This window comes from Achromobacter animicus, from assembly GCF_040775605.1.
GTDB classification, from domain to species: Bacteria; Pseudomonadota; Gammaproteobacteria; order Burkholderiales; family Burkholderiaceae_B; genus Achromobacter; species Achromobacter animicus.
In genome coordinates this window covers 257,406-283,595 of record NZ_JAYGJK010000001.1, presented here as the reverse complement: position 1 = coordinate 283,595, position 26,190 = coordinate 257,406, and the positions used below count along the sequence as shown (strand labels likewise).

The following is a 26,190-nucleotide window of genomic DNA, read 5'->3' as shown; positions in this document are numbered from 1 at the left end:
TTAGCATTGCGTTCTTGTTTGCCGCTGTGTTCCGCACGTTGACCAGATCAACACGCACGTTCCATGGCAAGTCGACTCCCTCCGCGCCGATTGGCTTCATGGAAGCAAAGATGACACACCCCCTACGCTTGGTCGCCGTTTCCGGCGGCATGCAACGTCCCTCCAGGACCACCGCCCTGGCAGAGGAACTGCTGACGCTGATCGCCAATGAAATTCCCTGCGAACCCCGCCTGGTCGAAATGGGCCGGATCGCCCCGCAGCTTGCCGGCGCGACGTGGCGCTCGAACTTGCCCGACTCGGTCGAGCGCGAGTTGACCGCGGTGGAGCAAGCCGATGTCCTGGTGGTGGCAACGCCCGTCTATCGCGGCTCTTATACCGGCCTGTTCAAGCATTTCTTCGATTTCATTCATCAGGACGCGCTGATCGACAAGCCGGTCCTCCTGGCCGCCACCGGCGGCAGCCAACGCCATGCGCTGATCATCGACCACCAGTTGCGGCCGTTGTTCAGCTTCTTTCAGGCGCGCACGCTGCCGCTCGGCATCTACGCCACCGACGAGGACTTCGTCGACTACCGGCTTAAGAACGACGCGCTGATTGAGCGTGCCGGACTGGCCGTCCAACGCGCACTGCCGCTGGTCGAACTGACCCGGCAGATGCGATCTGCCGCGGCCGTGGAAGCCATCGCGGCCTGAAGCCCAGGCCCAGCGGCTTTCACAGCAAGCCGCGCAGAAACGCCTCCGCGAACGCCGGCCCCGTTCACCCTGAATTCACGCTTATCGCAGCACTTTTGCATCCGACCATCATGAACAAAGACTTCACCTTCAGCATCAAAAGCCTTCGCTTCGATGAAAACTATCAGCCGTCGGACAGCACGCGCATCACGACCAACTTCGCCAATCTGGCCCGAGGCGAAAGCCGCGAGCAGAATCTGCGCAACACGCTGAAGATGATCGACAGCCGTTTCAATGACCTGGCGCATTGGGACAACCCCACGGGCGATCGTTATTCCGTTGAGCTTGACATCATCACCGCCGAGATGACGCTGGGCGCAAACGGCAATGCCAATGCGTTTCCGCTGATCGAGGTGCTGAAGACCAACATCGTCGACAAGAAGACCGGCAACCGCATCGACGGCATCGTCGGGAATAACTTCTCGTCCTACGTGCGCGACTACGACTTCAGCGTGTTGCTGCCCGAATACAACGACAACAAATCCACGTTCAGCACGCCGGACGATTTCGGCGACCTGCACGGCAAGCTGTTCAAGCACTTCGTTGAATCCGAGGCCTACAAGGCAAACTTCAAGAAGCCGCCGGTCATCTGCATCAGCGTTTCCAGCAGCAAGACCTATCACCGCACCGACAACCACCACCCGATCCTGGGCGTGGAATATCAGCAAAGCGAATTCTCGCCGACCGATCAGTACTTCGAGAAGATGGGGCTGCAAGTGCGCTACTTCATGCCGCCGAACAGCGTTGCGCCGCTGGCGTTTTATTTCCAGGACGACCTGCTGGGCGCCTACACCAATCTTGAGCTGATCGGCACCATCAGCACGATGGAAGCGTTCCAGCGCATCTACCGCCCCGAAATCTACAACGCCAATTCCGCGGCCGGAAAGCGCTATCAACCCAGCCTGAAAAACCAGGATTACTCGCTGACGCAGATCGTGTACGACCGCGTCGAACGCAGCCAGCTGGCCGTCAAACAGGGCAAGTTTGCCGAGGCGCACTTCATCAAGCCGTACAAGCACGTGCTTGATCAATGGGCTGCCAGCCACTCTCACCAATAAACGAACACAGACGGACACCCGCCATGAAAAAGCTTTTGCCCACCTCGACCGCCGGCAGCCTGCCCAAACCCTCCTGGCTGGCCCAGCCCGAAAAGCTCTGGTCGCCCTGGAGCCTGCAAGACGAACAACTGACCGAAGGCAAGCAGGACGCCCTGATCCTCGCGCTGAAGGAACAGGAACTGGCCGGCATCGACATCGTCAGCGACGGCGAACAGACGCGTCAGCACTTCGTCACCACGTTCATCGAGCATCTGGACGGCGTTGACTTCGAAAAACGCGAAACCGTCCGCATCCGCGACCGCTATGACGCCAGCGTGCCCACCGTCGTCGGCGCCGTCAGCCGCCAGAAGCCCGTCTTCGTCGAAGACGCCAAGTTCCTGCGCCGGCAGACCAAACAGCCGATCAAATGGGCGCTGCCCGGTCCCATGACCATGATCGACACGCTGTACGACGCCCACTACAAGAGCCGCGAAAAGCTGGCCTGGGAATTCGCGAAGATCCTGAACCAGGAGGCCCGCGAACTCGAAGCCGCCGGCGTCGACATCATCCAGTTCGACGAACCTGCGTTCAACGTCTTCTTCGACGAAGTGAACGACTGGGGCGTCGCGACGCTGGAACGCGCCATCGAAGGCCTCAAGTGCGAAACCGCCGTGCACATCTGCTACGGCTACGGCATCAAGGCCAACACCGACTGGAAGAAGACGCTGGGTTCGGAATGGCGCCAGTACGAGGAATCGTTCCCCAAGCTGCAGAAGTCCAGCATCGACATCGTCTCGCTGGAATGCCATAACTCGCACGTGCCCATCGACCTGATCGAACTGATTCGCGGCAAGAAGGTGATGGTCGGCGCCATCGACGTGGCCAATCACACCGTCGAAACCCCGGAAGAAGTCGCCAACACGCTGCGCACGGCGCTCAAGTTCGTGGACGCCGACAAGCTGTACCCGTGCACCAACTGCGGCATGGCGCCGTTGCCGCGTGCGGTGGCCAAGGGCAAGTTGAATGCGCTGAGCGCGGGTGCGGAGATCATTCGCCGGGAACTGGCGGGCTGATGAAGCAGGCAGCAGGCGGCGCGGCGGGATAGCGTCGCCGCGCGCAATGGAAAGGGGTCCGTTCATGGTTGAGCGACCCCTTTTTTTCGTCCAGCGACCCTGGTTCCAACCGACCCGACAACCCACGCCGGGATTACCCGTAATAAGAAAAATCTCTCAAATCAGCGGCCAATTGTGATTACTTGCCGCCCGAACCCGCGTGCTAATTTTTCCCTGCAATTCAAAGCTCGCTTCATAACACTCAAGGGAATCACACCATGCACGCCGTGGGAAAAGCATGCCGCAAGGCAGGGATGGCATCGTCCGTTCGCAGCACGTTCTTGAAGTTGATGGCGCCGGCGCTGATCGCCGGGTTGGCGCTGGGCATGACCGCCGCGCCAGTCCAGGCCGCGGACTTCCCGGGCGACAAGCCCATCAGCCTGGTCGTGCCGTTCCCCGCCGGCGGAGGCACCGACTTCATCGGCCGCCTGCTCGCCTCCGAGATGGGCAAGGCGCTCAAGACCACCATCGTGGTCGAGAACAAGGGCGGCGCCAACAGCAACATCGGCACCGCGTACGTGACCCAGGCGCGCCCCGACGGCCACACGCTGCTCGTGTCGGGCGTGGGCATCGCCACCAACCAGGGCCTCTATAGCAAGCTGCCCTACAAGCTCGATCAGCTCGACCAGATCGCGATCCTGGCCTTCGGCGCCGACGTGCTGGGGACCGCACCCGGGTTTCCGGCCAAGACGCTGGCCGAGTTCGTCGCGCTGGTGCAAAAAGAGCCCGGCAAATACTCCTACGCCTCGTCGGGCAACGGCACCACCGGCCATCTGGGCATGGAAATGCTCAAGCAGCGCGCCAAGCTCGACATCATGCATGTGCCCTACAACGGCGGCTCGGCTGCCATCAACGACGTGCTGGCGGGTCGCGTGGATGTGCTGTTCGTCAATCAGGACACGGCGCTGCCGCACGTGCGCGCCGGCAAGCTGCGCGCGCTTGCCATTGGCAGCGCCAAGCGCAATCCCACCTATCCCGATACGCCCACCGTGGCGGAAAGCGGCTATCCGGGTTTCTCGTCCGAATACTGGTTTGGCCTGTCAGCCCCGGCCGGTGTGCCGGCGCCGGTGTTCCAGCAACTCTTCGAGGCCACCCGCACCGCCATGCAGTCGCCCGCCATTCAGGAAAAGCTGGGCGCCGTCGGCCTGGTGATTCCGCAGCTTACGGATCGCAAGCAATTCGTGACGCTGGTGGATGCCGAAGTAGAGAAGTGGGGCGAGGTCGTGCGAGTATCTGGCGCGCGCATCGATTGAGCGTGACGCAGCGCAGTCCGGGCGGCCCAGGACGTGCGCGATCACTTGAAGCCAGATCGGGGCCGCTAGCGCGGCCCCGTTGTCATGCCTGTCCAGCGTTCGCGGGCGCGGCGTCGATGGGCGCCAGGAAGTTCAGGCGCATGAGCGTGTCGCGCGTGATGTCAACGATCGAGTCGATGTGCGCACCATGCGAGGCGGTCAGATACGAGATATAGAAACGCGCCGGCGGAATCGGCGGATCGGCGGGCAGGGCGCGCAACACGCCCATGGTCAGCATGTCCTGCAAAAGCGGCACGGGCAGGATGCCGATGGCATGGCCCGCCGCGATCAGGCGCGAGATCAGCGCCAGCGAATTGGTGGTGCTGGGCCCAGACATATCGACACCGCCCGACGCCAGCCAGTTTTCAACCACGGTGTAGAGCGTGGAAGGCGGCGAGTGCGTGGCGATGTGATGGCCGCGCGCGTGCTCTGCGCGGAATGGATCGGCCGTGATGTGCAACGTGGGCGAGGCCACCCAATGAAACGTCATCCAGCCGATGAACACGTCGGTGATGGTGTCGCCCGTGGCCGGATTGGTCAGCAGCGCCATGTCTAATTCGCCCGCGTTGAGCTTGCTGTTGAGCACCGACCCCACGTCCACCGTCATCTCCAGCGCGAGCGAGGGGTAGTGTTCCTTGAGCTGTGCGATCACCGCGGTCAGGCCTACGTTCGCCGAGCACTCGTCCGCGCCCAGCCGCAACTTGCCGCCCAGGCTGCGATCCTTGCCAAAGTGTTCGAGCTGGCGCGTGCTGTGCAACGCGCTCTCGGCATGACGCAACGCCGACTGCCCCACATCGGTCAGTGTCACGCGCTGGCGCGAGCGATCAAACAGCTGCACCTCCAACGCGCCTTCAAGTTCGCGGATGCGGGCCGAGACGGCCGGCTGCGTCACGTGCAGATGGCGCGCGGCCGCGTGGATGCTGCCCAGCTTGGCGGTCCAGTAAAAGGCCTCAAGCTGGCTTAGGGTTATCCGCATGATAAGAACTCTTTTTCAAACTGCGCCGAAACTTTGATTATTGGCCCGGAAAGCCCGCGTGATACCTTTTTTCACCGGCTTCCGAGCCTTTTTCATTGTAGTGAAGACAAGCGATGTATCTGATTCATCCCATGCCCGAGGCCTTGCCGCATGAAGATCTGGCGCTGTTGCTGAAGGCGGAGCCGGCCACTATCGGGCACTTCCAGACCACCGGCTTCATGCGCGGCGACATCCGCGCACATCAGCAGGACGTGCGCATCGCCGGGCCAGCCGTGACCGTGCGCATGCCCGGCAACGATGGCGGCATTCTGCATCATGCGATGGCCTGCGTGCGTCCCGGCGACGTGCTGGTGATCGACCGGGCTGGCGAGGCCGTGACCGCAGCCTTCGGCGGCGCGATGGCTTACGCCGCCAAGCAGGCCGGCGTGGCCGGCATCATCGTGGACGGCCTTGTGACCGATCTTGGCGAATTGCGCCAGCACGGCATGCCGGTGTGGTCGCGCGGGCCTTCTCCCATCACCACGCGCTTGCTGGGTCACGAGGGCGAATTCTGCGGCACGATCCACTGCGGTGGCGTCACGGTGCGGCCCGGCGCGGCCGTCCTGGCCGACGAAAACGGCGTGCTGGTGCTTGATCGCGCCGCCGTGCGCGCCGCCGCGCAGCAGGCTATCGACTTCCAGACCCAGGAGCAGACCACGCTGGCGCGCCTGCGTGCCGGCGAGAAGTTTCCTGACATCGTGGGCTCGCGCGCGCTGATCGAACGCGCCATCGCGGCAGCCCAAGGAGCAAACGCATGAGCATCGACCTCGACATCACCGACCTCGCGCAGCGGCTGCGCCGCCGCGAGCTGCGATCCGAAGCGCTGGTGAGTGACTACCTTGCGCGCATCGCCGCGCTCGACGGCTGGCTGCACGCCTACGTCGCCGTATACGCCGACGAGGCGCTGGCCGCCGCACGCGCAGCCGACCTGCAACTGGACCAGGGCATCTGGCTTGGCCCGCTGCATGGCGTGCCGATCGCACTTAAAGACCTGATCGACATCGCTGGCCAGCCCACCACCATCGGCTCGCCCATCCACGCCAACACCATTGCCTCGCACACGGCCGAGCTGGTGCGGCAATTGCAGCGCGCCGGCGCCATCATCCTGGGCAAGACCCACATGGTGCAGTTCGCCATGGGCGCGTGGGGGCCCAATCAGCACATGGGCACACCGCGCAATCCGTGGGATGACCGCGTACACCGCATCCCCGGCGGATCGAGCAGCGGCTCCGCGGTTGCGGTCGCGGGACGCCTGACGCCGGCCGCCATCGGCACCGATACCGGCGGCTCGGTGCGCGTGCCCGCCAGTTACTGCGGCATCACGGGCTTCAAGCCGACCGTGGGCCGCATCTCGTCGCACGGCGTGGTCACGCTGAGCCAGACGCTCGACAGCGTAGGTATCTTCGCGCACAGCGCCGCGGACGCGCGCCTGGTGTTCGACGCGCTGGTGCCGGTTGAGCCCGGCGAGTGGCGTGAGCCGCTCGACGCGTCGCGCTTTGGCATTGCCGGCGCCACGCTGGGCCGTCTGCCGGAGGCGTTCCTCAATGACGTCACGCCCGCCGTGCGACGCGCCTATGAAGCATCCATCGCGCTGTATCAGAGCCTTGGCGCGCAGATCGTCGAAATCACGCCGCCCGCCACGCTGTCCGAGTTCAAGGCCGTGACGGGCGACATCATGATGACCGAAGGCGTGGCGTCGTTCGAGCGCGAGATGACCGACCTCGACCTTCCCGTTGACGACTCGGTGCGGCCTCGCCTGCTTGCTGCCCTCGACGTGTCGGCCTTGCGCTACCTCGCCGCGCTGCGCGAGCGCGACCGCCTGCAAGCGGCGATGGAGTCGCGGCTGCAGGGCGTGGCGGGGCTGCTGACGCCCACCACGCTCACCACCGCGCTGCCGCTCGACGAGGTCGATCACGGCAACGCGCCCGTCCACTACACACGCATCGGCAATCTGTTGCAGATGTGCGGCGTCTCGGTGCCCAACGGCCGCGACGACGCGGATCTGCCCACCGGCCTGCAGATTCTCTGCCCGGGCGGCGAAGACCGGCTGGCGCTGTATCTGGCCGAGGTCTTCCAGCGTCATTCCGATTGGCATCGCGTGCGCGCAGACACGCGTGCGCAAGCGACCACGGCATAACCCGATGCCGTGGCAGAGCGCGCGCGGCGCGCGTGCCCATACACAAACAGGGGGAAAACATGAAACGAAGCATTCTGGCGGCGCTGCTGGCGGCCGTCGCGACCTCGCTCGCCGCACCCGCCCGCGCCCAGACCGCCGCCTTGCCTGAGACCCACTTTGCGGTCGTCGGCGGCGGCAGTCACAACTACACTTTCGGCGCGGTTGAAAAGCCGTTCTGGGAAAAGACCCTGCCCGAAGCCTCCGGCGGCAAGGTCACGGCCGAACTGATCGGCCTGTCCGAGAGCGGCCTGAAAGGCCCTGAGATCGTGCGCCTGATGCGCGCCGGCGCGCTTGACGTCGGCATGGGCGTGTTCGCCTTCGTCAGCGGCGACGACCCCACCTTCGAAGGCGTCGACCTGCCCGGCATGGCGACCGACTACGCCACCGCGCGCAAAATGGTGGCCGCTTACCGCCCGGTGCTGGAACAGCGCATGCTCAAACGCCACGGCGTGCGGCTGCTGGCCACGGTGCCGTACACCGCACAGGTGTTCTTCTGCCGCGCACCGGTTAAGACCCTGGCTGATCTGAAGGGCCGCAAGGTGCGCACCCGCGGCAGCAACATGGCCGAATACGTGCGCGCGCTGGGCGCGTCGCCGGTGACCATCCCGTTTGCCGAGGTCATCCCCGCGCTGCAGACCGGCGTGGTCGATTGCGCGGTGACCGGCATCGGCTCGGGCAACGCCGCAAAGTGGTACGACGTCGCCAAGAATCTTTACCTGCTTCCCATCGACTGGTCCATCGGCTTTTACGCCATCGCCGAACGCCGCTGGCAGAAGCTGGATCCCGCCGTGCAGCAGTTCATGCTCAAGGAGGCGAAGGTGCTGGAAGATCGCCTGTGGGACGAGACCGGCCGCGAGGGCGACTATGCGCTCGCCTGCAACACGGGGCAGGGCGAATGCCGCATCCACACCCAGGCCGACATGCAGGCCACCGCGCCCACCGAGGCCGAGCGCGCCACATTGCGCGAGGTCGCCACCGAGATGGCAAGCCGCTGGGCGCGGCGCTGCGGCGAGGAATGCGCCGCCAACTGGAGCGCGTCCGTGGGCCAGGCCCTGGGCGTGACGCTGCGCTGAACTTCAAGGAAATCTCATGACAACAGAAACGCATGGTTCGCTACGCCTGCTCGACCGCGTGGCCCGCATCGGCGCATGGATAGGCGGCCTCGGGCTGCTGCTCGTGTCCTGGCTCATCGTGGCCGACCTGATCGCCCGCAAGGTCGCGGGCGTCTCGCTCGGCGGCGCCGACGAGCTGGCCGGCTACACGCTGGCGGTGGCCAGCGCCTGGGCCTTTCCCATCACCTTGCTGCGCCGCTCGCACATCCGGGTCGACGTGGTCTACACGCATCTGCCCGCCAAGACGCGCGTCGTGCTCGACCTGTTCGCGCTGGCCTGCCTGGGCGTGTTCGTGGGCACACTGACGTGGCACGCATGGTTTGTGCTGGCCGACTCCATCGCCTTCCAGTCCGTGTCCAACACGCCGCTGCAAGTACCGCAATGGATCCCGCAGTCGCTCTGGTTCGCCGGCTACGCGTTCTTCCTGCTCACCATCGTGGTGCTCGGCGCCGGCGCGCTGGGCCGCGTGATGCGTGGCCGCTGGCAGGCCGTCAATGCGCTGATCGGCATCCACTCGGTGGAAGAGGGCATCGAAGAAGAAACCGCTGACGCACCGGTGCCCGCGCGCACGCAACCCCAGGAGTGAGCCATGTTGATAATGACGATTTCCATGCTGCTCGGCCTGCTGGCGCTGAGCGTGACCGCGGCCGCCACCGTGGGCCTGCTGGGCATGAGCCTGGCCGGCGCTTATTCCCCGCTGAAACTGACCAACGCTATCGGTGAACTGGCCTGGGGCACCAGCGCCGAATTCCTGCTGGTCGCGATTCCGCTGTATGTCCTGATGGGCGAGCTGCTGGTGCATTCCGGCGTCGCCGGCCGCATGTATGGCGCTGTGTCCAAGTGGGTCTCGTGGCTGCCGGGCGGCCTGATGAACGCCAACATCGGCGCCTCGGCCATGTTCTCGGCGACCAGCGGCTCAAGCGTCGCCACCGCCGCCACCATCGCCACGCTGGCCCTGCCGGAGCAACGCAAGTCGGGCTACAACGCGCCGCTGTTCCTGGGCTCGATCGCGGCCGGCGGCACGCTCGGCATCCTGATCCCGCCCTCGATCAACATGATCGTGTACGCGCTGATCGCCAACGTGTCGGTGCCCAAGCTCTATCTGGCCGCGACGCTGCCGGGCATCCTGCTCACCGGCCTGTTCATCGCGCTGATCGTGGGCCTGTGCCTGTGGCGTCCGGGCCTCGCCGGCAAACGCCCTGCGGTCTCCTGGGCCGAACGCATCGCCGCCCTGCCGCACCTGCTGCCGCCGCTCGCGATCTTCGCGCTGGTGATCGGCGTGATCTACGGCGGCATCGCCACCGCCAGCGAGTCGGCCGCGCTCGGCGTGGTGGCCGCCACCTTGCTGTGCGCCTACAAGCGCGTGCTGACCTGGGAAATGCTGGGCCGCGCCTTCGAAGCCACGCTGCGCACCACCGGCATGATCATCCTGATCACGCTGGCCGCGTTCTTCCTGAACTTCGTGCTGTCCTCGATTGGTCTCACCACCTTGCTGGTCAATGCCGTGACCAGCCTGGACCTGCCGCCGCTGGGCATGATGCTGGCCATCATCCTGTTCTACATCCTGCTCGGCTGCTTCATGGACACGCTTGCCATGCTGGTCACCACCGCGCCGCTCACCGTGCCGATCGTCATCGCGCTGGGCTATGACCCGGTGTGGTTCGGCGTGCTGCTGATCGTGCTGTGCGAAATGGGCCAGCTCACGCCGCCGTTTGGCATGAATCTTTTCGTGGTGCATAGCGTGCGCGGGCAGGGGAAGTTCATGGATGTGGTGGTGGGCGTGCTGCCGTTCCTGGCGATGCTGTTGCTGATGATCGTGCTGCTGCTGGCGGTGCCGCAACTGGCGCTGTGGTTGCCGGGGCAGATGGCTACGCTGTGAACGAGGCGCGGCGGGTGCACGCTCGAGCGGAGTACCATTTTTTCGAGCAGATGCATTAGTCCCGCCGGCAGCCCACGCCAGGCAGCCGGCCGCCTTAACCTTCACCGCGTGGAGTTGAATCGAACACACGGATGTCGCCGTTTCGCGTGGGCGGCCCGAGCACGTTGCGTTGCGGGCCGCACTGGACGTGGTTCGCGATGCTGCGCAGTTACTTGGCGATGAACACCATCAGCCCGGCGACGTGGCCCACCAATTCCTGGACTACAACGGCACTACCGCCGCAGCGCTGCCGCGATCCACGCGGGATTCGAAGGGGCGATTCAACGGGCCGTCGACGCGGGCGCATCGACCGCTCGTGAATCCTAAAGGCGTTCCCGCAAGGCCTGAAGCCGAGGACGGGGACTGAACGCCTCGGCAACTCAGACAATGTCTGAAACCCGCCCGGCCATATCGCCCCGGAGCAAGTCCGCCAACCGGTTCAGCCCGTGCGTCAAACGTGTCCGATCAATCGCGCCCCCCAACGACACACGGAGCGCCAAGGGACTGAACGCCCCCGTCGAAAATGACGCCGAATCCGTGACACTCACACCTTGTTCAAGCGCGGTTTGAATCAGCCGGTACAGATCGATATGACCCGGCAACTGCAGCCAGAGATGCAGCCCGTTCGGGTCGGCCTGAATCTCTCCCGGCAGGATCGACGCCGCAATGGCTTGCCGATGCTGCAGCTCACGCTTGACCTGCGCCATCCATTGCACCGCAGCGCCCGATTCGATCCACGTCGACGCCATCTCCGTCATCCAGGGCGTAGGCATCAGCGCCAGCGAGCGCAGGGCATCAAGCACGGGCGTCAACGGCTCGCCGGCGGGTACGACCAGGTATGCGGTCCGCAGGCCAGGCGCGATGCATTTCGATAGCGTCGACACGTAGTAAACCGGCGTCGACGACGTGTTGGCGGCCACCGAAAACATCGTGCTCGGCGGCTGCTCCGCCAACAGCCAGTACGGATCATCTTCAATAACCGGCAACGCAAATTTCTTGGCCACCCGCAGCAGCTCGGTTCGCCGCTCAGTGGACAGCGTCAGTGCGGTCGGGTTCTGAATCGTCGGATTCAAGTACAGCATTGCCGGACGATGTTTTCGGCACACGCGCTCGAGGTCGGCGGGGTCCATGCCGAATGCATCCGCCTCCACCCCGACGGCCACGCGCTGCAGCAGGCGGGCCGCAGCCAGGAAGCCAGGGTAGGTCAGCGCATCGCACGCAATCGCATCTCCGGCCTGGCTCCTGGCCAGAAGCAGGGCCGCGATCGCGGTTTGGGCGCCGGGGCAGACCACGATCCGGTCAGTGTCCACGCTGCCCAGCACCGGCTGCAGCCATTTCGCGCCGGCTGCACGATGCCGTGCGTCTCCCGCCCCCACGTGATAGCTCATCAGATCCATCGAGCTCGCCGCGGCCTGCGTCGAGCCGCTGCCTTCTGCAAGCATCTGCGAAAAGGCGGCACTGCCGAGCAATGGCGGGATGTTCATCCCCAGATCGATCGTGCCGCCTGTTGCCGACCCGGCATACGCCACATAGGTCCCGCCGGCCCCCTGTGCTTCCAGAATCCCTTTCTGGCGAACTTCCGAATACGCCCGCGTGACGGTCGTGAGATCGACGCCCAATGTCTGGGCCAGTTCACGCTGCGTGGGAAGGCGATCACCCGGCCGGAGAACTCCATCCTCCACCGCGGTGACGATCTGCGTGGCGATTTGCTGATACCGCGAGCCCGCGCCGGGGGTCAGGGGCCGCACCCACGACAGGCTTGCTTTTTTCAGACGACGCGAGAGAGCCATGTTTGATTTTTTGGGTTTTTGGCCACTTCCGCAGGTGGCAAGGAGGTACGGGCCGGACAATTCAACTGCTTGTATGGATTTTGGCAGTAGAATTGGCAATCTTGTATGGATTTTAGCACTCGCTCCACGCGTTCCTGTCCGGTTCAGCGTCCGCGCGTAGCGATCAAGCTGCTCAAGCAGCGTTTTGAGGAAATGATGAATTTCTGGGTCCCTTTAGCCTTCGGTACGTTCAAGCTCGGCGTGCTGGGCGTGTGCATGTTCCTCGCCATCAAGTCGCATCGCGAAGGCGCTAGAAAAGAGAAAGAGAAGAAGGAGATGGAACGCCTTGAAAGTCTCAAGGCGCTATCTCAGGAACGTTGAGCAGATCAGCTTCACCCCGAGATGATGCCCCGCATTGCATCCAGGCATAAAAAAATGCGGCTCGAGTGAGCCGCATTCGATAACAACAATGCTTAGGACTGCTGCGGTGCCACGAAGTGAGACACCTTCGGCGGCGCATCGCCGATGTGGAAACCGCGCACTTCGGCCTGCTGGTCCGCGTCGGCGTGCGTCACACGCTCATGTTGGCGCAGGTGTTCCAGCCACGACGTCACCAGGAAGTATTCCAGGTAGCGGCCCGGCTGCGCCGCATCTTCAAAGATCCCCCAGGCGTAGGCCCCATCGCGGCGGCGTTCGGCGCCGGCATGCTGCATGGCTTGCACGAAGTCCGTGCCGCGTGCCGGATCGATCAGGTATTCCACCGTGATCATGACCGGGCCGCGGTCATGCGACACCTGCTGATCGATCAGGGGCTCGGGCCAGTGCATCGCCGGCGCGAGGTCCAGGTCGGCGCCCAACTGCAGCTTGGCCTTGCGGGTCAGCAGCATCGCAATCACCGAGCCGGCGGCGGCGATCAGCATCGCGGCGGGGACGCCGGCATACACCGCGGTTTGGCCCCAGATCATGCTGCCCGCCGTCATCGAGCCGAAGAACACCGTCACGAAGATCGCCAGGCCACGAGCACGCACCCAGTCCGGCAGGGCGACCTGCGCCGATACATTGAGCGAGGTCAGCACCATGATCCACGACGCGCCGGCCAGGAAGCTGAACGCACCGGCCACCACGGGATGCGGGATCACCGCAAAGACCACCAGCGTGAGCGCCGTGCCCAGCGTACCCGCCATGACGCTGCGGTCAGGACCGAGCTTCTTGCGCAGCGGCGGCAGCACCATCGCGCCGATCACCGCACCCGCACCGACGCAGCCCAGGATGATCCCGTAGAGCATGGCGCCGCCATTGAGCACCTGGCGCACGATCACCGGCAGCAGGGCCCAGTAGGCGCTGGCAAACAGAAAGAACGCGACGGCACGGACCAGCGTGGACTTGAGCGGCTTGCTGTGCAGCGCAAAGCGCAGGCCGGCACGCATGGCATGAAACAGCTGCTCGCGGGGCAGACGCTTTTCGGCGGCAACCGGCGGCTTCCACCAGATCAGTGCGGCCACCACCACGATGAAGCTCAGCGCATTGACGAAGAACGGAATCGCCACGCCCAGGCTGGTGATCAGCACGCCGGCCAGCGCCGGGCCGATCGCACGGCTCACGTTGATGCCCACGCTGTTGGTCGCGATGGCTTGCTGCAGCGAAGGACGCGGCACCAGGCTGGGGACGATGGCCTGCCAGGCCGGCGCCGACAACGCGGTGCCGATGCCCATCAGCAGCGTGAAGCCCAACAGCACCCACGGCGTGGTCAGACCGAACCAGACCACCAGACCGAGCGCCAGGGCGATGAATCCCATGGCGATCTGCACCATCAGCAACAGCTTGCGGCGGTCCATCGTGTCGGCCAGCGCGCCGGCCAGGAGCGACAGCAGGAAGACCGGCAGCGCGCCCGCCGTCTGCACCAGCGCCACGAACATCGGCGACGGCGACAGCGACGTCATGAGCCATCCGGCGCCCACGTCATGCATCCAGGTACCGATGTTGGACAGCACGGTGGCAACCCAGATTACGGAGAAGGCGGAATAGGCGAAAGGCGAGGACGGCTGGGCGTCGGCGGGGCGGGTGTCGGCGGTCGTCATGGGAGGCTCCGGGGCTGCCGGTCAATACGAGAAAAAAAGCCCGCGGCATCGGCCGCGGGCCTGGGGATTTAGCGAGCGATAACCGGCGCAGCGACGGGCGCGATCGCCTCATGCTTCGTCTGCGTACGTTGCGCGGCCTTGTGCACCATCGTGTAGGCGTAGTCCACACCCATGCCGTACGCGCCCGAGTGTTCCTTGACGATTTCCATCACGGCATCGTACGAATCGCGGCGGGCCCAGTCGCGCTGCCATTCCAGCAGCACTTGCTGCCACGTCACCGGCACCACGCCAGCCTGGATCATGCGTTGCATGGCCATGTCGTGCGCTTCCTTGGACGTGCCGCCCGACGCGTCGGAAACCATGTAGATCTCGTACTCGCCTTCCAGCATGGCGCACAGCGCAAACGTGGTGTTGCAGACTTCGGTCCACAGGCCGGCCACGATCACCTTCTTGCGGCCATTCGCGGCGAGCTGGTCGCGCACCTTCTGGTCATCCCACGAATTCATCGAGGTGCGTTCCAGCACTTTCTTTTCCGGAAAGACATCAAGCAGTTCGGGGTAGGTGTAGCCGGAGAACGACTCGGTTTCGACGGTGGTGATGATGGTCGGAATGTCGAACGCCTTGGCGCCCTTGGCCAGACCCACGACGTTGTTCTTCAGCGTCTGGCGGTCGATCGACTGCACGCCGAAGGCCATTTGCGGTTGGTGATCGATGAAGATGATCTGGCTGTTTTCGGGGGTCAGAACTTCGAGCTTGGCGGTGGCGTTGGTCATTTCAGTGTCCTTGGAGAGGTAGGTTTGGGGTGTTGCTTGCAGCGCGTTGCTGCGATGAACAGAACTATATTCTTCGGGACAATCGGGCGGTAGATGGCGATTTTTGACTTCATCGTTCTTTTTATGGAACGATGGCGGTAAAGCCGAGGTCGCCCGCGCCGTGAATCGCGCCTGGTTCGATCGCCAGCGAACGACCAAGTCGGAACATGCTTTTAGTTGATTTAATCAACCATCTGCACGAGAATGGTTGCTTTCCGATGAGATGCCATCATGACCTTGCAGACTCCGCTGACCCGCCTTTTAGGCATCCGATATCCCATTGTTCAAGCCGGCATGAGCTGGGCCTCCTCCAATGCGGAACTGGCGGCCGCCGTTTCCGCAGCCGGCGGCCTGGGCGTTGTGGCGTCCGGACCGATGTACCCGGAGGCACTGCAAGGCGCGCTGCGCAAACTGCGCAGCCTGACTGACGCCCCCTACGCGGTGAACATTCCGCTCTACAACAAGCGCGCACGCGAGCATCTGGACATCGCCATCGCGGAAGGCGCGCCCATCATCATCGCTTCGCAAGGTGGACCGCGAGAGCATCTGGGCCGAGTCCACGATGCCGGGATGAAATGGCTTCAAGTTATTGCCAGCCCCGTCCATGCCGAGAAAGCCCAGGCTGCCGGTGTCGACGGCGTGATCGCGGTCGGCCTGGAGGCCGGGGGGCACCCTGGCCCCGACGAGATCGCCACCCATGTGCTGCTGCGAGCGACCGTGCAGCGCGTGGACGTGCCGGTCGTCGCGGCGGGCGGCATTGCGGACGGCGCGGGGATTGCCGCCGCGCTTTGCTTGGGTGCAGCCGGCGCGCAACTCGGAACGCGGTTCTTGCTGACGCCCGAGGCCAGCGTACACGCCGCCTACAAAGCGGCGGTGATGCAGGCAAGCGTAAGTGATACCACTCTGGTAGGCCGCGGGCGCTCGCCGGTGCGCATGCTGCGCAACGCCTTTGCCCAGCAGTACCTCAGTGCCGAGCGCAGCAGCGGCGATGATGAACTGGATGCGTTGTTCGCGCAAAGCACCTTGAAGCAAGCGGCGCTGGAAGGCAACGTCGAGCAGGGCAAAGTCGAAGCTGGGCAAAGCGCCGGACTGATTGGTGACTTGGTGCCCGCCGGCGAATTGATGCAGCGCCTGGTCGAGGAAACCTTGGCTGCGATCAAGCGGGTCAGCGCGCTGGTCTGAACGAAGGGCGTTTCATAACCTGCAGCCGTTGATCGGGGCGAGCAGTCATCTTTCTACGCGGTGACTTCCGAAGATCGACTTATTCAATCTTCGGGAGTCACCGCATTTCATGCCGGAAGTCGTCGACTTCCTTACTTCTTTGACAAGCCCGCGCTTTCGACCAGCTTGCGCATGGCGACCTGATCCTTCTCCACGAATTGGGTGGCTTCCTGCGGAGTCATGGTCCAGAGCTCGACCCCCTGGGCGTCCATCAGCTTGCGATATTCCGCCGACTGGTTCACGGCCTGGACGGCTTTGTTCAATTTCTCCAGCACCTCGGGCGGCGTGCCTTTGGGCGCGGCCAGGCTGTACCACGACGCCGATTCCGCCCCGCTTACCCCCGCTTCAGCCATGGTGGGCACATCGGGAAACAGGGTCGAACGCTTGGGGTTGGCATAGGCCAGCGCTTTGAGCTTGCCGCTGCGGATGAACTGGACGCTGGCCGCCAGGTTCAAGACGGCCATGTCGACCTGCCCGCCCACCAGATCATTGATGGCCGGTGCGGCGCCGCTGTACGGAATATGCATGACGTCGACCTTGGCTTGCTGACGGAACAACTCGCCGCCCAGATGCGGCGAACTGCCCGGCCCCGCCGACGCGTAGTTGATCTTGCCCGGTTCCTTTTGCGCGACGGCGATCAGCTCCGGCAAGGTCGAAACCGGCAAGGACGAGCGCACGACCAGCATGTTGGGCTGGTTGGCCACGATCGTCACAAAAGCAAAATCCTTGATGCCGTCGTACGGCGTGCGCTGCATCAAGGGCGTCACCACATGCGCGGCTGACGTTCCCAGCAGCAAGGTGTAGCCATCCGGTTTGGCGCGCGCCACGAAGTTTGCGCCGATTGCAGCACCGCCTCCGGCCTTGTTCTCGACAATGATCGTCTTGCCAAGCTGCTTTTCCAGTTCGCGTGCCAGCGCTCGCCCCAGCACGTCAGCAGGGCCGCCCGCCGCATAGGGATTGACCAGCGTGATCGGCTGATTCGGATAGCTGTCCGCCGCCAGGCTCGCACTGCAGCAGACCGCGCTGACGCTCAGGCCGCACAGCAATCGCTTCAAGGTTTTCATCTTTGTCTCCTGATCCTCATTGGGATGCTTGTTTTTGTGTTGCTAAATGGCGCCAAGCTCCCTCAACGCCGTGATTTCCTCGGACGACAATCCCAGCCTGGTGCGCAGCACCTCGTCGGTATGCTCGCCCAGCAAGGGAGGACGCTCGACCTGCGGATCTTCGTAACCCTGGAATTTGAAGGGCACCGGCACCGCGCCGAAGCGGCCGATGCGAGGATGGTCGTAGCTCGCGACCATGCCGCGCGCGCGCACGTGTTCGTTGTTCAGGATTTCGCCGACATCCAGAATCGGCCCGGCGGGCACGCCCGCCGCATCGCAACGGCGGCAAAGCTCATCGCGGTCCAGCCTGGCCACGGCCTGCTGCAATCCGGCCATGACTTCCTCGCGGCGCGCCACCCGCACGGCATTGCGCGCCAACTCGCCGTCGGCGCTCCATTGCGGCAGATCCAGGAGGTCGCACAGCGGTTTCCAGTGTTGATCGCTGCCGGTGATCTGCACCCATTTGCCGTCGCGGCATTCGAACGCCGCCGACGGGACACGTCCCGGATGCTCCGTGCCCATGCGCGGCGGCACTTCACCCAAGGCGAAGTAGCGCGCCGCCGCCAGCGACAACAGACCGACCTGCCCGTCCAGCATCGAGAAATCGACATGGCACCCGCGACCGCTGCGCTCACGGCCGACCAGGGTGGACAAAATGCCTATCGCCGCCCACAGGCCCGAGGTCAAGTCGGCCACCGGTAACCCCGGCTTGACGGGCCCGCCATCGCGCTCGCCGGTCAAGCTCATGATGCCGCCCATGGCCTGGAACACCGTGTCGTAGCCCTTGCGCGGCGCATACGGCCCGGTCATGCCAAAGCCGGTGCACGAGAAGTAAATCAGGTCGGCGTTCTCGGGCGCGATATGTTCTTTGTCCAGGCCATAGCGCGCCAGGGTGCCCACCGGAAAATTCTCGATCACCACGTCGACGTCGCGGGCCAACCGGCGTATCAAATCCTGACCCTCGGGCTTGCGGAAATTGACCGTGATCGATTGCTTGCTGCGATTGAATGCAAGGTAATAAGCCGACTCGTCGCCGCCCTCGCCGTGCACTTTGGGCTCGAATCCGCGCGTCTCGTCGCCGCCTTCGGGCTGCTCGACCTTGATCACCGTCGCCCCCAATTCCGCCAATATCATCGACGCGAAAGGGCAGGCCAGCACCCGCGACAAGTCCAGGATGGTGACGCCATCAAGCGGCTTCATCGCGCCGCTCCCTGACGAAACCCACGCATGATGACGTTGGCGTCGCGGCCTACGCCCAACGCATCTTCCAGCGCCAGATCCGCGCACCGATGGAATGCGCGCTTGGTCAGGCCCATGGCGGCGGGTTCCCAGCCGGCGAGACGCTCGGCCAACGCGAGCGCTTGCGGCAAGACGTCGGCGGCCGGCACGGCCCGATTGGCCAATCCCAGGGCCAGCGCCCGCTGGCCGTCGATGGCTTCGGCCATGGCCACCAGCTCGAAGGACTGCTTGCGGCCCAACTGCCGCACCAGATTGGCCATCACCACGGCAGCCACGATGCCGTGACGCAATTCCGGATAGCCAAAACGCGTGTCCTCAGCCATGACGACCATGTCGCACGCCAACGCCAGGCCTGCGCCGCCGCCCAGCGCATTGCCATGCACGGCGCCGATCACCGGCTTGCTCATGCGCGAGAAAACCAGATGCAGATCGGTGGTCAGGCTGGCACGCGCCAGCACGGCCTCGGGATGCTCGGGCGTCAGCGCCGAAAACTCGGTTGTGTCCGCGCCCGCGCAAAAGGACTTGCCATTGCCGGTCAGCACGACGGCGCGCACCGCCAGATCCTGATCGGCCTCCCGCAGGGCCGCCAGCAAGCCGGTGGTCAGGGCGGTGTTCAGGGCATTGTGCTTTTCCGGGCGATTCAACCGCAGCACGCGTACCGCGCCCTGGTTTTCGATAATCAATTCGGCCATGTCTCTACCTCCAATTAATTGATTTAATCAACTTTATGAGCATAAAAAAGCCTGTCGCGGACAGGCTGTCGCTTCAGCGCGGCTGGACGCCACGACCGCGGCGTGCCGGCACTTCAGCCTTCAGGTCATTGAGCATGTTCAGCATGTGCGAAGTCATCTTTTCCAAAGCGCGCTCCAGCACCTCGCGCTCGTCTTCGCTCAGTACGGCCAGCATTTCCTCATTGCGCTCGACGGCGGCCGGAAACATCTCTTGGTAAAGCTTTTTTCCGGCGCGCGTCAGGTCCAGGCTGACGCCGCGAGCGTCCTGGGCATCGGCGCTGCGCTCGATCAGGCCGCGTTCGATCAAGTCGGACACCGTGCGGCTGGCCTGGCTCTTGTCGATATTGGCCTCACTGGCCAGTGCATTCAAAGACATATCGGGCGCCGCACCCAGCAAGGCCAGGATCCGCCACTCACGCGGGCCCACGCCATAGCGGCTCTCGTTCAGACCTGCAGCAATGCGGCTGGACACATATGCCAGCCTGTTCAAGCGGTAGGAAAACAGCTCCTTGAGCGCGGCAGGCGGGGCGCGGCGGGGGGAAAGCTTGCTTCGGGTTGCCATGGAGTCCTCTTGGAGCGGCTGGGGTGACGAGGGCATGATATACAAACGCAGCTCAAGCGCCGGCGGTGATCAGCGGATTGAAGCCGCTGTCGGCCACACGGCTGTGCAGATCACGACCGAGCACCTCGCGGCAGCGCTGCGATACGACAGCCAGCGCGTCCAGATCCAGGCCGGTGCGAACGCCCATGGATTCGAACAGATTGACCAGGTCTTCAGTCGCCACATTACCGGTATGGCCGCCGCCATATTTGACTTTGGCCGGATGCCCGCCGACCCCGCCCACGGCGCAGTCGAACCAGCGCACGCCCGCATCCAGCGCCGCCACATAATTCACCAGGCCGGTTGCGCGGGTGTCATGGAAATGCGCCACCAGCGTGAGCTGCGGCAGTTCGCGTTGCAAGACGCCGTACAGCTCGCGCACCGCCTGCGGCGTGGCCATGCCGGTGGTGTCGCCCAACGTGACGATGTCCACGCCCAGCGCCGCGTAGCGCTCGGCGTCGCGCAGCACGCTGTCGGCCGTTACTGCGCCCTCAAAGGGGCAACCAAAGGCCACCGAGATCGTGCCTATCATCCGGAAATGGCCGCGCCCCATGCCGGCCATCTCGGCAATGTTGCCCCATTGATCGGCGCGACTGCGCTTCAGGTTGCGCTCGGAGTGCGACTCGCTGGCCGAGACCAGCAGGCTGATCTCATTGGCGCCTTGGCCCCGCTCAAGATCGGCCAGCGCCCGTTGCACGGCCCGCGCGTTGGCGCAGGTCGCCTTGTACCAGACACCGTCCCGCCGCGGCAGCGATGCCAGCATGTCGCTGGCGTCTGCGAACTGCGGCACGACCTTGGGATTGGAATACGAAGTCGCCTCCACCCGCTCAAAACCCAGCGCCGCAAAGGCATCGACCAGTTCGGTCTTGATGTCGGTAGGAATGAAATCCGGCTCGTGCTGCAAGCCATCGCGGGCAAAACACTCGCACAGCACCACATCGCGCGTCATGCTTTTTCCCCCAGTCCAAACAGTCCGAGCGCATGGGCGCGCAGCTTGTTTTTCTGCACTTTGGAGCTGCCTGTCATGCCGATGTTCTCGAAGGTATCGACAATTTCCATATAGCGCGGCACCTTGAAATTGGCGCAACGGCTCTTGCACCAGGCGATCAGCTCGGCTGTATCGACTTGCTGGTCTTCGCGCAACAGCACAAAGGCGGCCGGCACCTCGCCCAGACGGGCATCCGGCACCCCCACCACCTGCGCCATGCGCACGGCCGGGTGACTGTGCAGAACCTCTTCCACCTCGGCCGGCGCCACATTTTCACCACCGACCCGGAACATATCTTTCAAGCGTCCCACCATGCGCAAGCGGCCGTCGGCATTCATCTCGCCCAGGTCGCCCGTGCTGAGCCAGCCGTCCGCGCTCAGGGCGCGCGCAGTTGCGTCGGGCATCTTGTAGTAGCCCTTCATCACGCTCCAGCCACGGGCCTGGATTTCGCCCTGCTCGCCGGCGGCTACCACCGCGCCGGTGGCCGGATCGACCAGGCGAATTTCCATGCCGGGATGCGGCAGCGCCCAACCCTGGGCGCGCAGGGAGAACTCGTCGTCCCAGGCCGACATGACGATGTTGGGCGAAGCTTCGGATTGCCCATAGGCATTGCACACTGAAGGCACACCCATGACATCGCGGATCTTCTGCATTACCTCGGGGCCTGCCGCAGCCCAACCGCCTCGCAGATGGATCCGCTGGCGGTCAAAATCAGGATGGCCCATCAGCATCAGGAAGATGGTGTCGTTGCCGGAGGTCAGCGTGCAACGCTCTTCATCCAGCATGCGCAAAGCCTCGCCCACCTCGAAGCGCGGCAAGGTCAACAGGCAGCATCCCGTCACCAGACTAACCAGAATGGACAGCGTGGTGCCGGCCACGTGGAAATACGGCCGGATACTGAAATAGCGGTCTTCGGGCCGCACGCCGATACGCTGCGCCACGGCTGCGGCATTGCCCAGCATATTGCCGTGGCTGAGCATGACGCCTTTCGGAAAGGACGTCGTGCCGGAGGTGTACTGGATCAGGAGCACGTCATCGCTGCTGACGGCGCGCACGGCCGCATCGAAGCCGGCATCGTCGGCACGATGTGCGCCTTCGACGAAGTCTTGCCAGGAGGTCGTGCCCGGCAGGTTGCGATCACCCAGCACCACCACTTTTTCCAGTACCGGCAGCGCCGCGCCCGGCAGGCGCTGAGTCAAGGCCGGCTCTACCTGCTGCAGCAGTTCCAGGAAGTCGATGCCCAGAAACGTGTCGGCCGTCAGCAGCAGCTTGACGTCCGCCTGTTGCAGGCAGAAGGCGAGCTCTTCGGTCTTGAAGCGGGTATTGACCGGCACCGTCACGGCGCCGATCAAGGCGCAGGCGTAGAACAGCTGCAGCCAGTCGCCGCCATTGCCAAGAAAGATGCCGACATGGTCGCCACCGCGCACCCCGGCCGCATGCAACGCCCGCGCGCGGAGTCGGGCGCCTGCGGCCAGCTCATTCCAGTTCAAGCGTTCACCCGGGGCGACAAACGCCTCTTCCGGGCCACGCGCCGCCACGGTCTGCGCCAATACGGCAGCCAGAGTCATCGCCTTCATGCCTGCGACTCCTTGCCGAAGCCCGCGATGGCGCCTTGCCAATCCGTGCCGCGCAGGTTTTCTTCGATGGCCAGCAGTTCAATGGCCATCGCACCTTCGCGCGTCGTGGCCAGGCCTTGATCGATGCTGCGTTTGGTCAGCCGCATGGTCAGCGGCTGGGCACGCGCCATGGCGGCCGCCATGGCCTGCGCCTCCTGGCGCAATGCATCGGGCGCATACACATGGTTGACCAGGCCGATCTCGCGCGCCTCCTCGGCGCCGAAGCGGCGGCCCGTAAACAAAAGCTCTTTGGCCTTGCGAGCGCCGGCAACGCGCGGCAGACGCTGCGTCGCGCCGACCGTGCCCCAACCCACTTCGGGATAGCAGAATACGGCCTCGCTGGACGCCAGCACAAAGTCGCAGGCGGCGGCGATCTCGCACCCCGAACCAAACGCCGGACCCTGGACCACCGCCACCACCGGCTGCGGCAAACGCTCGATGGAGGCATAGGCGGCAAAGCCCTGAACCCGGCGCGCCGTCATCTCCTGGTTGTTCATGGTCTTGCGTTCTTTGAGATCGGCGCCGGCGCAAAAGGCCGGGCCGCTGCCCATGATCAGCGCCACATGCACGCCGGGATCCGCAGCAATCGCCTCCATGACGTGCACCAGCTCCGCGCACATCTGCGAACTGAGCGCGTTACGGCTATCGGGGCGGTTCAACGTCACCGTCGCGACACGGTCCTGCACCTCAAACAGAATCGTGTGATAAGTCTGGGTCATGCCTGCTCCTGAATGTTCGGTTCTCGTCACAGCAAGAAGCCGCGGCCAGAAAGTCACTATATGCCGATTAGTTGATTTAATCCACTATATTTTTGACGGTTGGTCACGGCTTGCTTTCGACCGGGAATGCCGGTTGTTCCCTGCGATACGGGACATGGTCAGCCGGACTTCGAAGCGCGGGGTGTACGGGAGGGCGCGGCAGGCACGGCGCATGGAGCCGACTTCGTGCCATTCAGGATGCCGATCGGAAACATGCACCCGGGCGAAAGGAAAAAGGCCGCGAAAGCGGCCTTTTCAACCATGCGGGGTATGCGAAGAAAATTATGCGGGGAAGTTGAAGCGGGGTGGCGCAAAAAGCGGGCGGGCACCCGGCACCGCCGTCATAAGACAGCTATCAGCCAACAGCAGGCATTGACAGCGAGCATCGGCAGAAGCGCTCTCCGGCGCCCTGGGGTGCCGGAGGCGAATGATTATTTCGGCCGTTCGTCCTGTCGATGGCTGGCGAATGTTGGCGAGGTACAGGCGCACGTTGCGCCACACTTAAAACGTGTACTTCGCCGTCAGCAAGAACGACCGCGGCGCGCCGAAATGGTTGTTGTCCTGGGTGCTGCCGATCGCCTGGTAGTAATACTTGTCGAACAGGTTATAGACGTTCAGGCGCAGATCCAGATTTTGTGAGGCCCGATACGCCACCACCGCATCCCACACGCTATAACCCGGCTGGCGCACGTTATACGCGGGCACACTGATCGCGCTTTGCACACGTACCGCCCCCCCCACCCGCCACGCATTCAGCGCGCCCGGCAATGTGTACATGGTCGAGAGCTTGAACAGATGACGCGGAGTCTGCGTGTCGTAGGGCGCGCCCGCACGGAGGCTGCCCGAATCCTCCAGGTACTTGGACTGGTTGTACGTATAGCCGGCAGCCACCTGCCAGCCCGGCGTGATTGCGCCCGCCACTTCAAACTCCACCCCCCGGCTTTGCACCTTGCCCGACGGCGCATAGCATTCGATCACCCCCGGGCTGCACGCGGACGTGGCCAGCGCGACCGGTCGGTTGCGCTGTCGGATCTGGAACACCGCCGCGCTGGCGTTGAGCCGTCCGTCGTAATACGCCCCCTTGATTCCGGCCTCCAGATTGGTGCCGATGACCGGGTCCAGCGGCGCGCCGCTGGTTGACTGGCTGCTCTGCGGCTGGAACACGCTGGTCCAGCTGGTGTAGACGGAATGGTGGCGGTCCAGGTCGTAGATCAGGCCCGCGTAGGGTGTCAGCTCGTGCTTGACCTTATAGTCCGCGGGCGGGCTGACGTAGTCGCCGGACTTCAGCGTCATGTCGTATTCATACCAGTCCAACCGAGCGCCCAGCATTAGCGTCAGCGGGTCGGCAAGGCTCAGGCGGGTGGTGGCGTAGCCGCTCATCTGGCGCTGGTATCCCTTGCGCGACCAGGGGTAGACGAACGCGGGTTTCTCCACGGCGCTGGAATTCCAGTGTTCCGGGTCGACCGTCATGTTGTAGTCCAACGGCCACCCGCCGGGGCCGTCGTCGTCCTTGTTCTTCAGGAAGCTGCCGCCCAACACCAATTCATGCGTGCGCCCCAGCAGCGAGAAGGGGCCGCTCAGGTAGCCGTCCACGCTGTACTGGGTTTTGTCATAGGCATACTGGCCCAGGCCCTGCCCAAAGAACGTCGAGTCTTCCAGGGGGTACAGATAACTGCCCAGCATGTTCATCCTGGCGCGCAACGTGCGGGCGGTGAGCTTGCCGGACCAGCCGTTCTCGAAACGGTGGTCGAGCTCGGCGAAGAAGCTGGTGTTTTCCTTGTTCCAATAGGCCCAGTCCGGCGACAAGCGGATCGAGCGATTGAAGTCGTAGAAGCTGCCGTCTCGGCGCGTGGGCAGCCCATTCCAGTCCGCGCCCGGGTTGTCCTCGCGGTTGTAGTAGCCGCCGACGCTGAGCGTGGTGTTTGCCGTGAGATCGGCTTCGATGGTGCCGTAGAAGAGCTGGCGCTGGTGCTCGTAGGCCTTCTTGAAGGTATTGGAATCCTGATACGCCACCACACCCCGGGCGCGCAATGTGCCGGCCTCGTTCAGCGGGCCCGAGCCGTCGACCTCGCCCCGGTAATTGTCCCAGCTGCCGGCGCTCGCCGTTACCGAGAACTGCGGCACCGCCGTGGCGCGCTTGCGCACCAGGTTGATCGTGCCCGAGGGATTGCCGGCCCCCGTCATCATCCCGGCCGCGCCGCGCAGCACCTCGACGTGATCGTACATAGCCAACGTCGCCACGCCCTGCGTGTCGTAGTCGTAGCCCAGCGGCACCCCATCAGCCAGGAACGAACTGATCTCGAACCCGCGAGAGAAGAACTGCGTGCGTTCCCCGCCGCCGATCTGGCGCGTGGTCAGCCCGGTCGTGTCGCGCGCCACATCGTCCAGCGACTGAAACCCCCGGTCCTCGATCTGCTGGCGCGTCACCACGCTGACCGACTGCGGCGTCTCGCGCGGAGACAGCGCGAACTTGGACGCCGTGGACATGACCGTCGTGGTGTAGGAATGGGTGCCTTCCGTCACGCCCAGCGTGTCCGCTTCCACCGACACCGGCGCCAGCGTCGTCGTGTTAGCCGGGGCTACCGACAGGCTGCCGTCCGGCGTACGCCGCAGCTCCAGCCCACTTCCGGCCAGGGCGCGAGCGGTGGCTTCTTCTAAGGACATCCGGCCAGAGACGGCCGGCGCGGACTTGCCCGCCACAAGATCCGCCCGAAACGAGATCACCGCGCCCGCGATGCGCGCGATCTGGGTCAGCGTCACATCCAGCCGGCCCGCAGGCAAATCGTATTGGCGCAGCGCCTGGGCATGGGCGGTGCAGGCGGCGGCTGCGATGACGCAGGCGGCCGGAAACCTCAGGGAAAGCATGAATCACTCCGTGGTT

23 protein-coding genes are annotated in these 26,190 nt (G+C 64.3%); 11 read left to right on the top strand and 12 right to left on the bottom strand.

Annotated elements, in window-relative coordinates:
• Positions 1–110 precede the first annotated feature (110 nt).
• The 4 genes from msuE to AB3147_RS01275 all read left to right on the top strand — a co-directional run bounded on the left by msuE (position 111) and on the right by AB3147_RS01275 (position 4,133).
• Positions 111–692 carry an FMN reductase gene (gene msuE, locus AB3147_RS01290; protein ID WP_175123853.1) on the top strand — a complete coding sequence of 194 codons (582 nt, stop codon included), beginning with the start codon at positions 111–113 and terminating at the stop codon, positions 690–692.
• A gap of 110 nt (positions 693–802) precedes the next feature.
• On the top strand, positions 803–1,789 hold the full coding sequence (locus AB3147_RS01285) for a DUF1852 domain-containing protein (protein WP_218342345.1): 987 nt from the start codon (positions 803–805) through the stop codon (positions 1,787–1,789).
• A 23-nt stretch (positions 1,790–1,812) separates the two neighbouring features.
• Positions 1,813–2,841, top strand: coding sequence for a methionine synthase (locus tag AB3147_RS01280; RefSeq protein ID WP_175137100.1), 1,029 nt, complete (start codon positions 1,813–1,815; stop codon positions 2,839–2,841).
• A 293-nt stretch (positions 2,842–3,134) separates the two neighbouring features.
• Positions 3,135–4,133 (top strand): Bug family tripartite tricarboxylate transporter substrate binding protein, encoded by a 999-nt coding sequence (locus tag AB3147_RS01275; RefSeq protein WP_367351265.1) that lies wholly within the window; start codon positions 3,135–3,137, stop codon positions 4,131–4,133.
• 82 nt (positions 4,134–4,215) lie between these two features.
• On the opposite strand, the gene AB3147_RS01270 is transcribed toward AB3147_RS01275, so the two are convergent.
• Entirely contained in the window at positions 4,216–5,148 is a 933-nt protein-coding gene (locus tag AB3147_RS01270; protein WP_175123859.1) for a LysR family transcriptional regulator, read from the bottom strand.
• A gap of 113 nt (positions 5,149–5,261) precedes the next feature.
• On the opposite strand from AB3147_RS01270, the gene AB3147_RS01265 reads away from it, so the two are divergent.
• Genes AB3147_RS01265 through AB3147_RS01245 form a run of 5 tightly spaced genes read left to right on the top strand, consistent with a single transcriptional unit; the run spans position 5,262 to position 10,354 of the window.
• Positions 5,262–5,945 (top strand): RraA family protein, encoded by a 684-nt coding sequence (locus AB3147_RS01265; protein ID WP_175123860.1) that lies wholly within the window; start codon positions 5,262–5,264, stop codon positions 5,943–5,945.
• Positions 5,942–7,324, top strand: a complete 1,383-nt coding sequence (locus AB3147_RS01260; protein ID WP_367351264.1) for an amidase — start codon at positions 5,942–5,944, stop codon at positions 7,322–7,324. Before AB3147_RS01265 ends, AB3147_RS01260 begins: the two co-directional genes overlap by 4 nt.
• Before the next feature lie 59 nt (positions 7,325–7,383).
• Positions 7,384–8,436 carry a TRAP transporter substrate-binding protein gene (locus tag AB3147_RS01255; protein ID WP_367351263.1) on the top strand — a complete coding sequence of 351 codons (1,053 nt, stop codon included), beginning with the start codon at positions 7,384–7,386 and terminating at the stop codon, positions 8,434–8,436.
• A gap of 16 nt (positions 8,437–8,452) precedes the next feature.
• Complete coding sequence (locus AB3147_RS01250; RefSeq protein ID WP_367351262.1) at positions 8,453–9,061, top strand: TRAP transporter small permease subunit; 609 nt, start codon at positions 8,453–8,455, stop codon at positions 9,059–9,061.
• Positions 9,062–9,064: 3 nt separating this feature from the next.
• Positions 9,065–10,354 (top strand): TRAP transporter large permease, encoded by a 1,290-nt coding sequence (locus AB3147_RS01245; protein ID WP_367351261.1) that lies wholly within the window; start codon positions 9,065–9,067, stop codon positions 10,352–10,354.
• A 419-nt stretch (positions 10,355–10,773) separates the two neighbouring features.
• Here AB3147_RS01245 and AB3147_RS01240 read toward each other — a convergent pair whose 3' ends face one another.
• Positions 10,774–12,183 carry an aminotransferase-like domain-containing protein gene (locus AB3147_RS01240; protein ID WP_367351260.1) on the bottom strand — a complete coding sequence of 470 codons (1,410 nt, stop codon included), beginning with the start codon at positions 12,181–12,183 and terminating at the stop codon, positions 10,774–10,776.
• A gap of 105 nt (positions 12,184–12,288) precedes the next feature.
• Here AB3147_RS01240 and AB3147_RS01235 point away from each other — a divergent pair, with 105 nt between their 5' ends.
• Complete coding sequence (locus AB3147_RS01235; protein WP_367351259.1) at positions 12,289–12,543, top strand: hypothetical protein; 255 nt, start codon at positions 12,289–12,291, stop codon at positions 12,541–12,543.
• Between the two features lie 92 nt (positions 12,544–12,635).
• Here AB3147_RS01235 and AB3147_RS01230 read toward each other — a convergent pair whose 3' ends face one another.
• A complete protein-coding gene (locus AB3147_RS01230) occupies positions 12,636–14,240 on the bottom strand; it encodes an MFS transporter (RefSeq protein ID WP_367351258.1) in 1,605 nt (534 codons plus the stop codon).
• A 68-nt stretch (positions 14,241–14,308) separates the two neighbouring features.
• Positions 14,309–15,013 carry a hydrolase gene (locus AB3147_RS01225; RefSeq protein ID WP_175123867.1) on the bottom strand — a complete coding sequence of 235 codons (705 nt, stop codon included), beginning with the start codon at positions 15,011–15,013 and terminating at the stop codon, positions 14,309–14,311.
• Positions 15,014–15,283: 270 nt separating this feature from the next.
• Between AB3147_RS01225 and AB3147_RS01220 the strand changes: the two genes are divergently transcribed.
• A complete protein-coding gene (locus AB3147_RS01220; protein WP_175137090.1) occupies positions 15,284–16,234 on the top strand; it encodes an NAD(P)H-dependent flavin oxidoreductase in 951 nt (316 codons plus the stop codon).
• A 131-nt stretch (positions 16,235–16,365) separates the two neighbouring features.
• Here AB3147_RS01220 and AB3147_RS01215 read toward each other — a convergent pair whose 3' ends face one another.
• From AB3147_RS01215 to AB3147_RS01180, 8 genes are all read right to left on the bottom strand, one after another.
• Complete coding sequence (locus tag AB3147_RS01215) at positions 16,366–17,337, bottom strand: Bug family tripartite tricarboxylate transporter substrate binding protein (protein ID WP_367351257.1); 972 nt, start codon at positions 17,335–17,337, stop codon at positions 16,366–16,368.
• Positions 17,338–17,379: 42 nt separating this feature from the next.
• Entirely contained in the window at positions 17,380–18,576 is a 1,197-nt protein-coding gene (locus AB3147_RS01210) for a CaiB/BaiF CoA transferase family protein (protein WP_367351256.1), read from the bottom strand.
• Positions 18,573–19,307, bottom strand: coding sequence for an enoyl-CoA hydratase/isomerase family protein (locus AB3147_RS01205; protein WP_367351255.1), 735 nt, complete (start codon positions 19,305–19,307; stop codon positions 18,573–18,575). The genes AB3147_RS01210 and AB3147_RS01205 overlap by 4 nt, the downstream gene beginning before the upstream one ends.
• Positions 19,308–19,380: 73 nt before the next feature.
• Complete coding sequence (locus tag AB3147_RS01200; protein WP_175137086.1) at positions 19,381–19,908, bottom strand: MarR family winged helix-turn-helix transcriptional regulator; 528 nt, start codon at positions 19,906–19,908, stop codon at positions 19,381–19,383.
• 52 nt (positions 19,909–19,960) lie between these two features.
• Positions 19,961–20,896: a hydroxymethylglutaryl-CoA lyase gene (locus tag AB3147_RS01195; RefSeq protein WP_367351254.1), complete on the bottom strand. Its 936-nt coding sequence runs from the start codon at positions 20,894–20,896 to the stop codon at positions 19,961–19,963.
• The gene (locus AB3147_RS01190) at positions 20,893–22,512 is read right to left on the bottom strand and encodes an AMP-binding protein (protein WP_367351253.1); all 1,620 of its coding nucleotides are present in this window, start codon (positions 22,510–22,512) and stop codon (positions 20,893–20,895) included. Before AB3147_RS01190 ends, AB3147_RS01195 begins: the two co-directional genes overlap by 4 nt.
• Positions 22,509–23,270: an enoyl-CoA hydratase/isomerase family protein gene (locus tag AB3147_RS01185; protein ID WP_175137083.1), complete on the bottom strand. Its 762-nt coding sequence runs from the start codon at positions 23,268–23,270 to the stop codon at positions 22,509–22,511. The genes AB3147_RS01190 and AB3147_RS01185 overlap by 4 nt, the downstream gene beginning before the upstream one ends.
• Positions 23,271–23,810: 540 nt before the next feature.
• Positions 23,811–26,174 carry a TonB-dependent siderophore receptor gene (locus AB3147_RS01180; RefSeq protein ID WP_239216438.1) on the bottom strand — a complete coding sequence of 788 codons (2,364 nt, stop codon included), beginning with the start codon at positions 26,172–26,174 and terminating at the stop codon, positions 23,811–23,813.
• Between the last annotated feature and the right edge of the window lie 16 nt (positions 26,175–26,190).

Coding starts and splice junctions, on each gene's coding strand:
- msuE (WP_175123853.1), top strand. CDS start 111: ATGACACACCCCCTACGCTTGGTCGCCGTTTCCGGCGGCATGCAACGT.
- AB3147_RS01285 (WP_218342345.1), top strand. CDS start 803: ATGAACAAAGACTTCACCTTCAGCATCAAAAGCCTTCGCTTCGATGAA.
- AB3147_RS01280 (WP_175137100.1), top strand. CDS start 1,813: ATGAAAAAGCTTTTGCCCACCTCGACCGCCGGCAGCCTGCCCAAACCC.
- AB3147_RS01275 (WP_367351265.1), top strand. CDS start 3,135: ATGGCATCGTCCGTTCGCAGCACGTTCTTGAAGTTGATGGCGCCGGCG.
- AB3147_RS01270 (WP_175123859.1), bottom strand. CDS start 5,148: ATGCGGATAACCCTAAGCCAGCTTGAGGCCTTTTACTGGACCGCCAAG.
- AB3147_RS01265 (WP_175123860.1), top strand. CDS start 5,262: ATGTATCTGATTCATCCCATGCCCGAGGCCTTGCCGCATGAAGATCTG.
- AB3147_RS01260 (WP_367351264.1), top strand. CDS start 5,942: ATGAGCATCGACCTCGACATCACCGACCTCGCGCAGCGGCTGCGCCGC.
- AB3147_RS01255 (WP_367351263.1), top strand. CDS start 7,384: ATGAAACGAAGCATTCTGGCGGCGCTGCTGGCGGCCGTCGCGACCTCG.
- AB3147_RS01250 (WP_367351262.1), top strand. CDS start 8,453: ATGACAACAGAAACGCATGGTTCGCTACGCCTGCTCGACCGCGTGGCC.
- AB3147_RS01245 (WP_367351261.1), top strand. CDS start 9,065: ATGTTGATAATGACGATTTCCATGCTGCTCGGCCTGCTGGCGCTGAGC.
- AB3147_RS01240 (WP_367351260.1), bottom strand. CDS start 12,183: ATGGCTCTCTCGCGTCGTCTGAAAAAAGCAAGCCTGTCGTGGGTGCGG.
- AB3147_RS01235 (WP_367351259.1), top strand. CDS start 12,289: ATGGATTTTAGCACTCGCTCCACGCGTTCCTGTCCGGTTCAGCGTCCG.
- AB3147_RS01230 (WP_367351258.1), bottom strand. CDS start 14,240: ATGACGACCGCCGACACCCGCCCCGCCGACGCCCAGCCGTCCTCGCCT.
- AB3147_RS01225 (WP_175123867.1), bottom strand. CDS start 15,013: ATGACCAACGCCACCGCCAAGCTCGAAGTTCTGACCCCCGAAAACAGC.
- AB3147_RS01220 (WP_175137090.1), top strand. CDS start 15,284: ATGACCTTGCAGACTCCGCTGACCCGCCTTTTAGGCATCCGATATCCC.
- AB3147_RS01215 (WP_367351257.1), bottom strand. CDS start 17,337: ATGAAAACCTTGAAGCGATTGCTGTGCGGCCTGAGCGTCAGCGCGGTC.
- AB3147_RS01210 (WP_367351256.1), bottom strand. CDS start 18,576: ATGAAGCCGCTTGATGGCGTCACCATCCTGGACTTGTCGCGGGTGCTG.
- AB3147_RS01205 (WP_367351255.1), bottom strand. CDS start 19,307: ATGGCCGAATTGATTATCGAAAACCAGGGCGCGGTACGCGTGCTGCGG.
- AB3147_RS01200 (WP_175137086.1), bottom strand. CDS start 19,908: ATGGCAACCCGAAGCAAGCTTTCCCCCCGCCGCGCCCCGCCTGCCGCG.
- AB3147_RS01195 (WP_367351254.1), bottom strand. CDS start 20,896: ATGACGCGCGATGTGGTGCTGTGCGAGTGTTTTGCCCGCGATGGCTTG.
- AB3147_RS01190 (WP_367351253.1), bottom strand. CDS start 22,512: ATGAAGGCGATGACTCTGGCTGCCGTATTGGCGCAGACCGTGGCGGCG.
- AB3147_RS01185 (WP_175137083.1), bottom strand. CDS start 23,270: ATGACCCAGACTTATCACACGATTCTGTTTGAGGTGCAGGACCGTGTC.
- AB3147_RS01180 (WP_239216438.1), bottom strand. CDS start 26,174: ATGCTTTCCCTGAGGTTTCCGGCCGCCTGCGTCATCGCAGCCGCCGCC.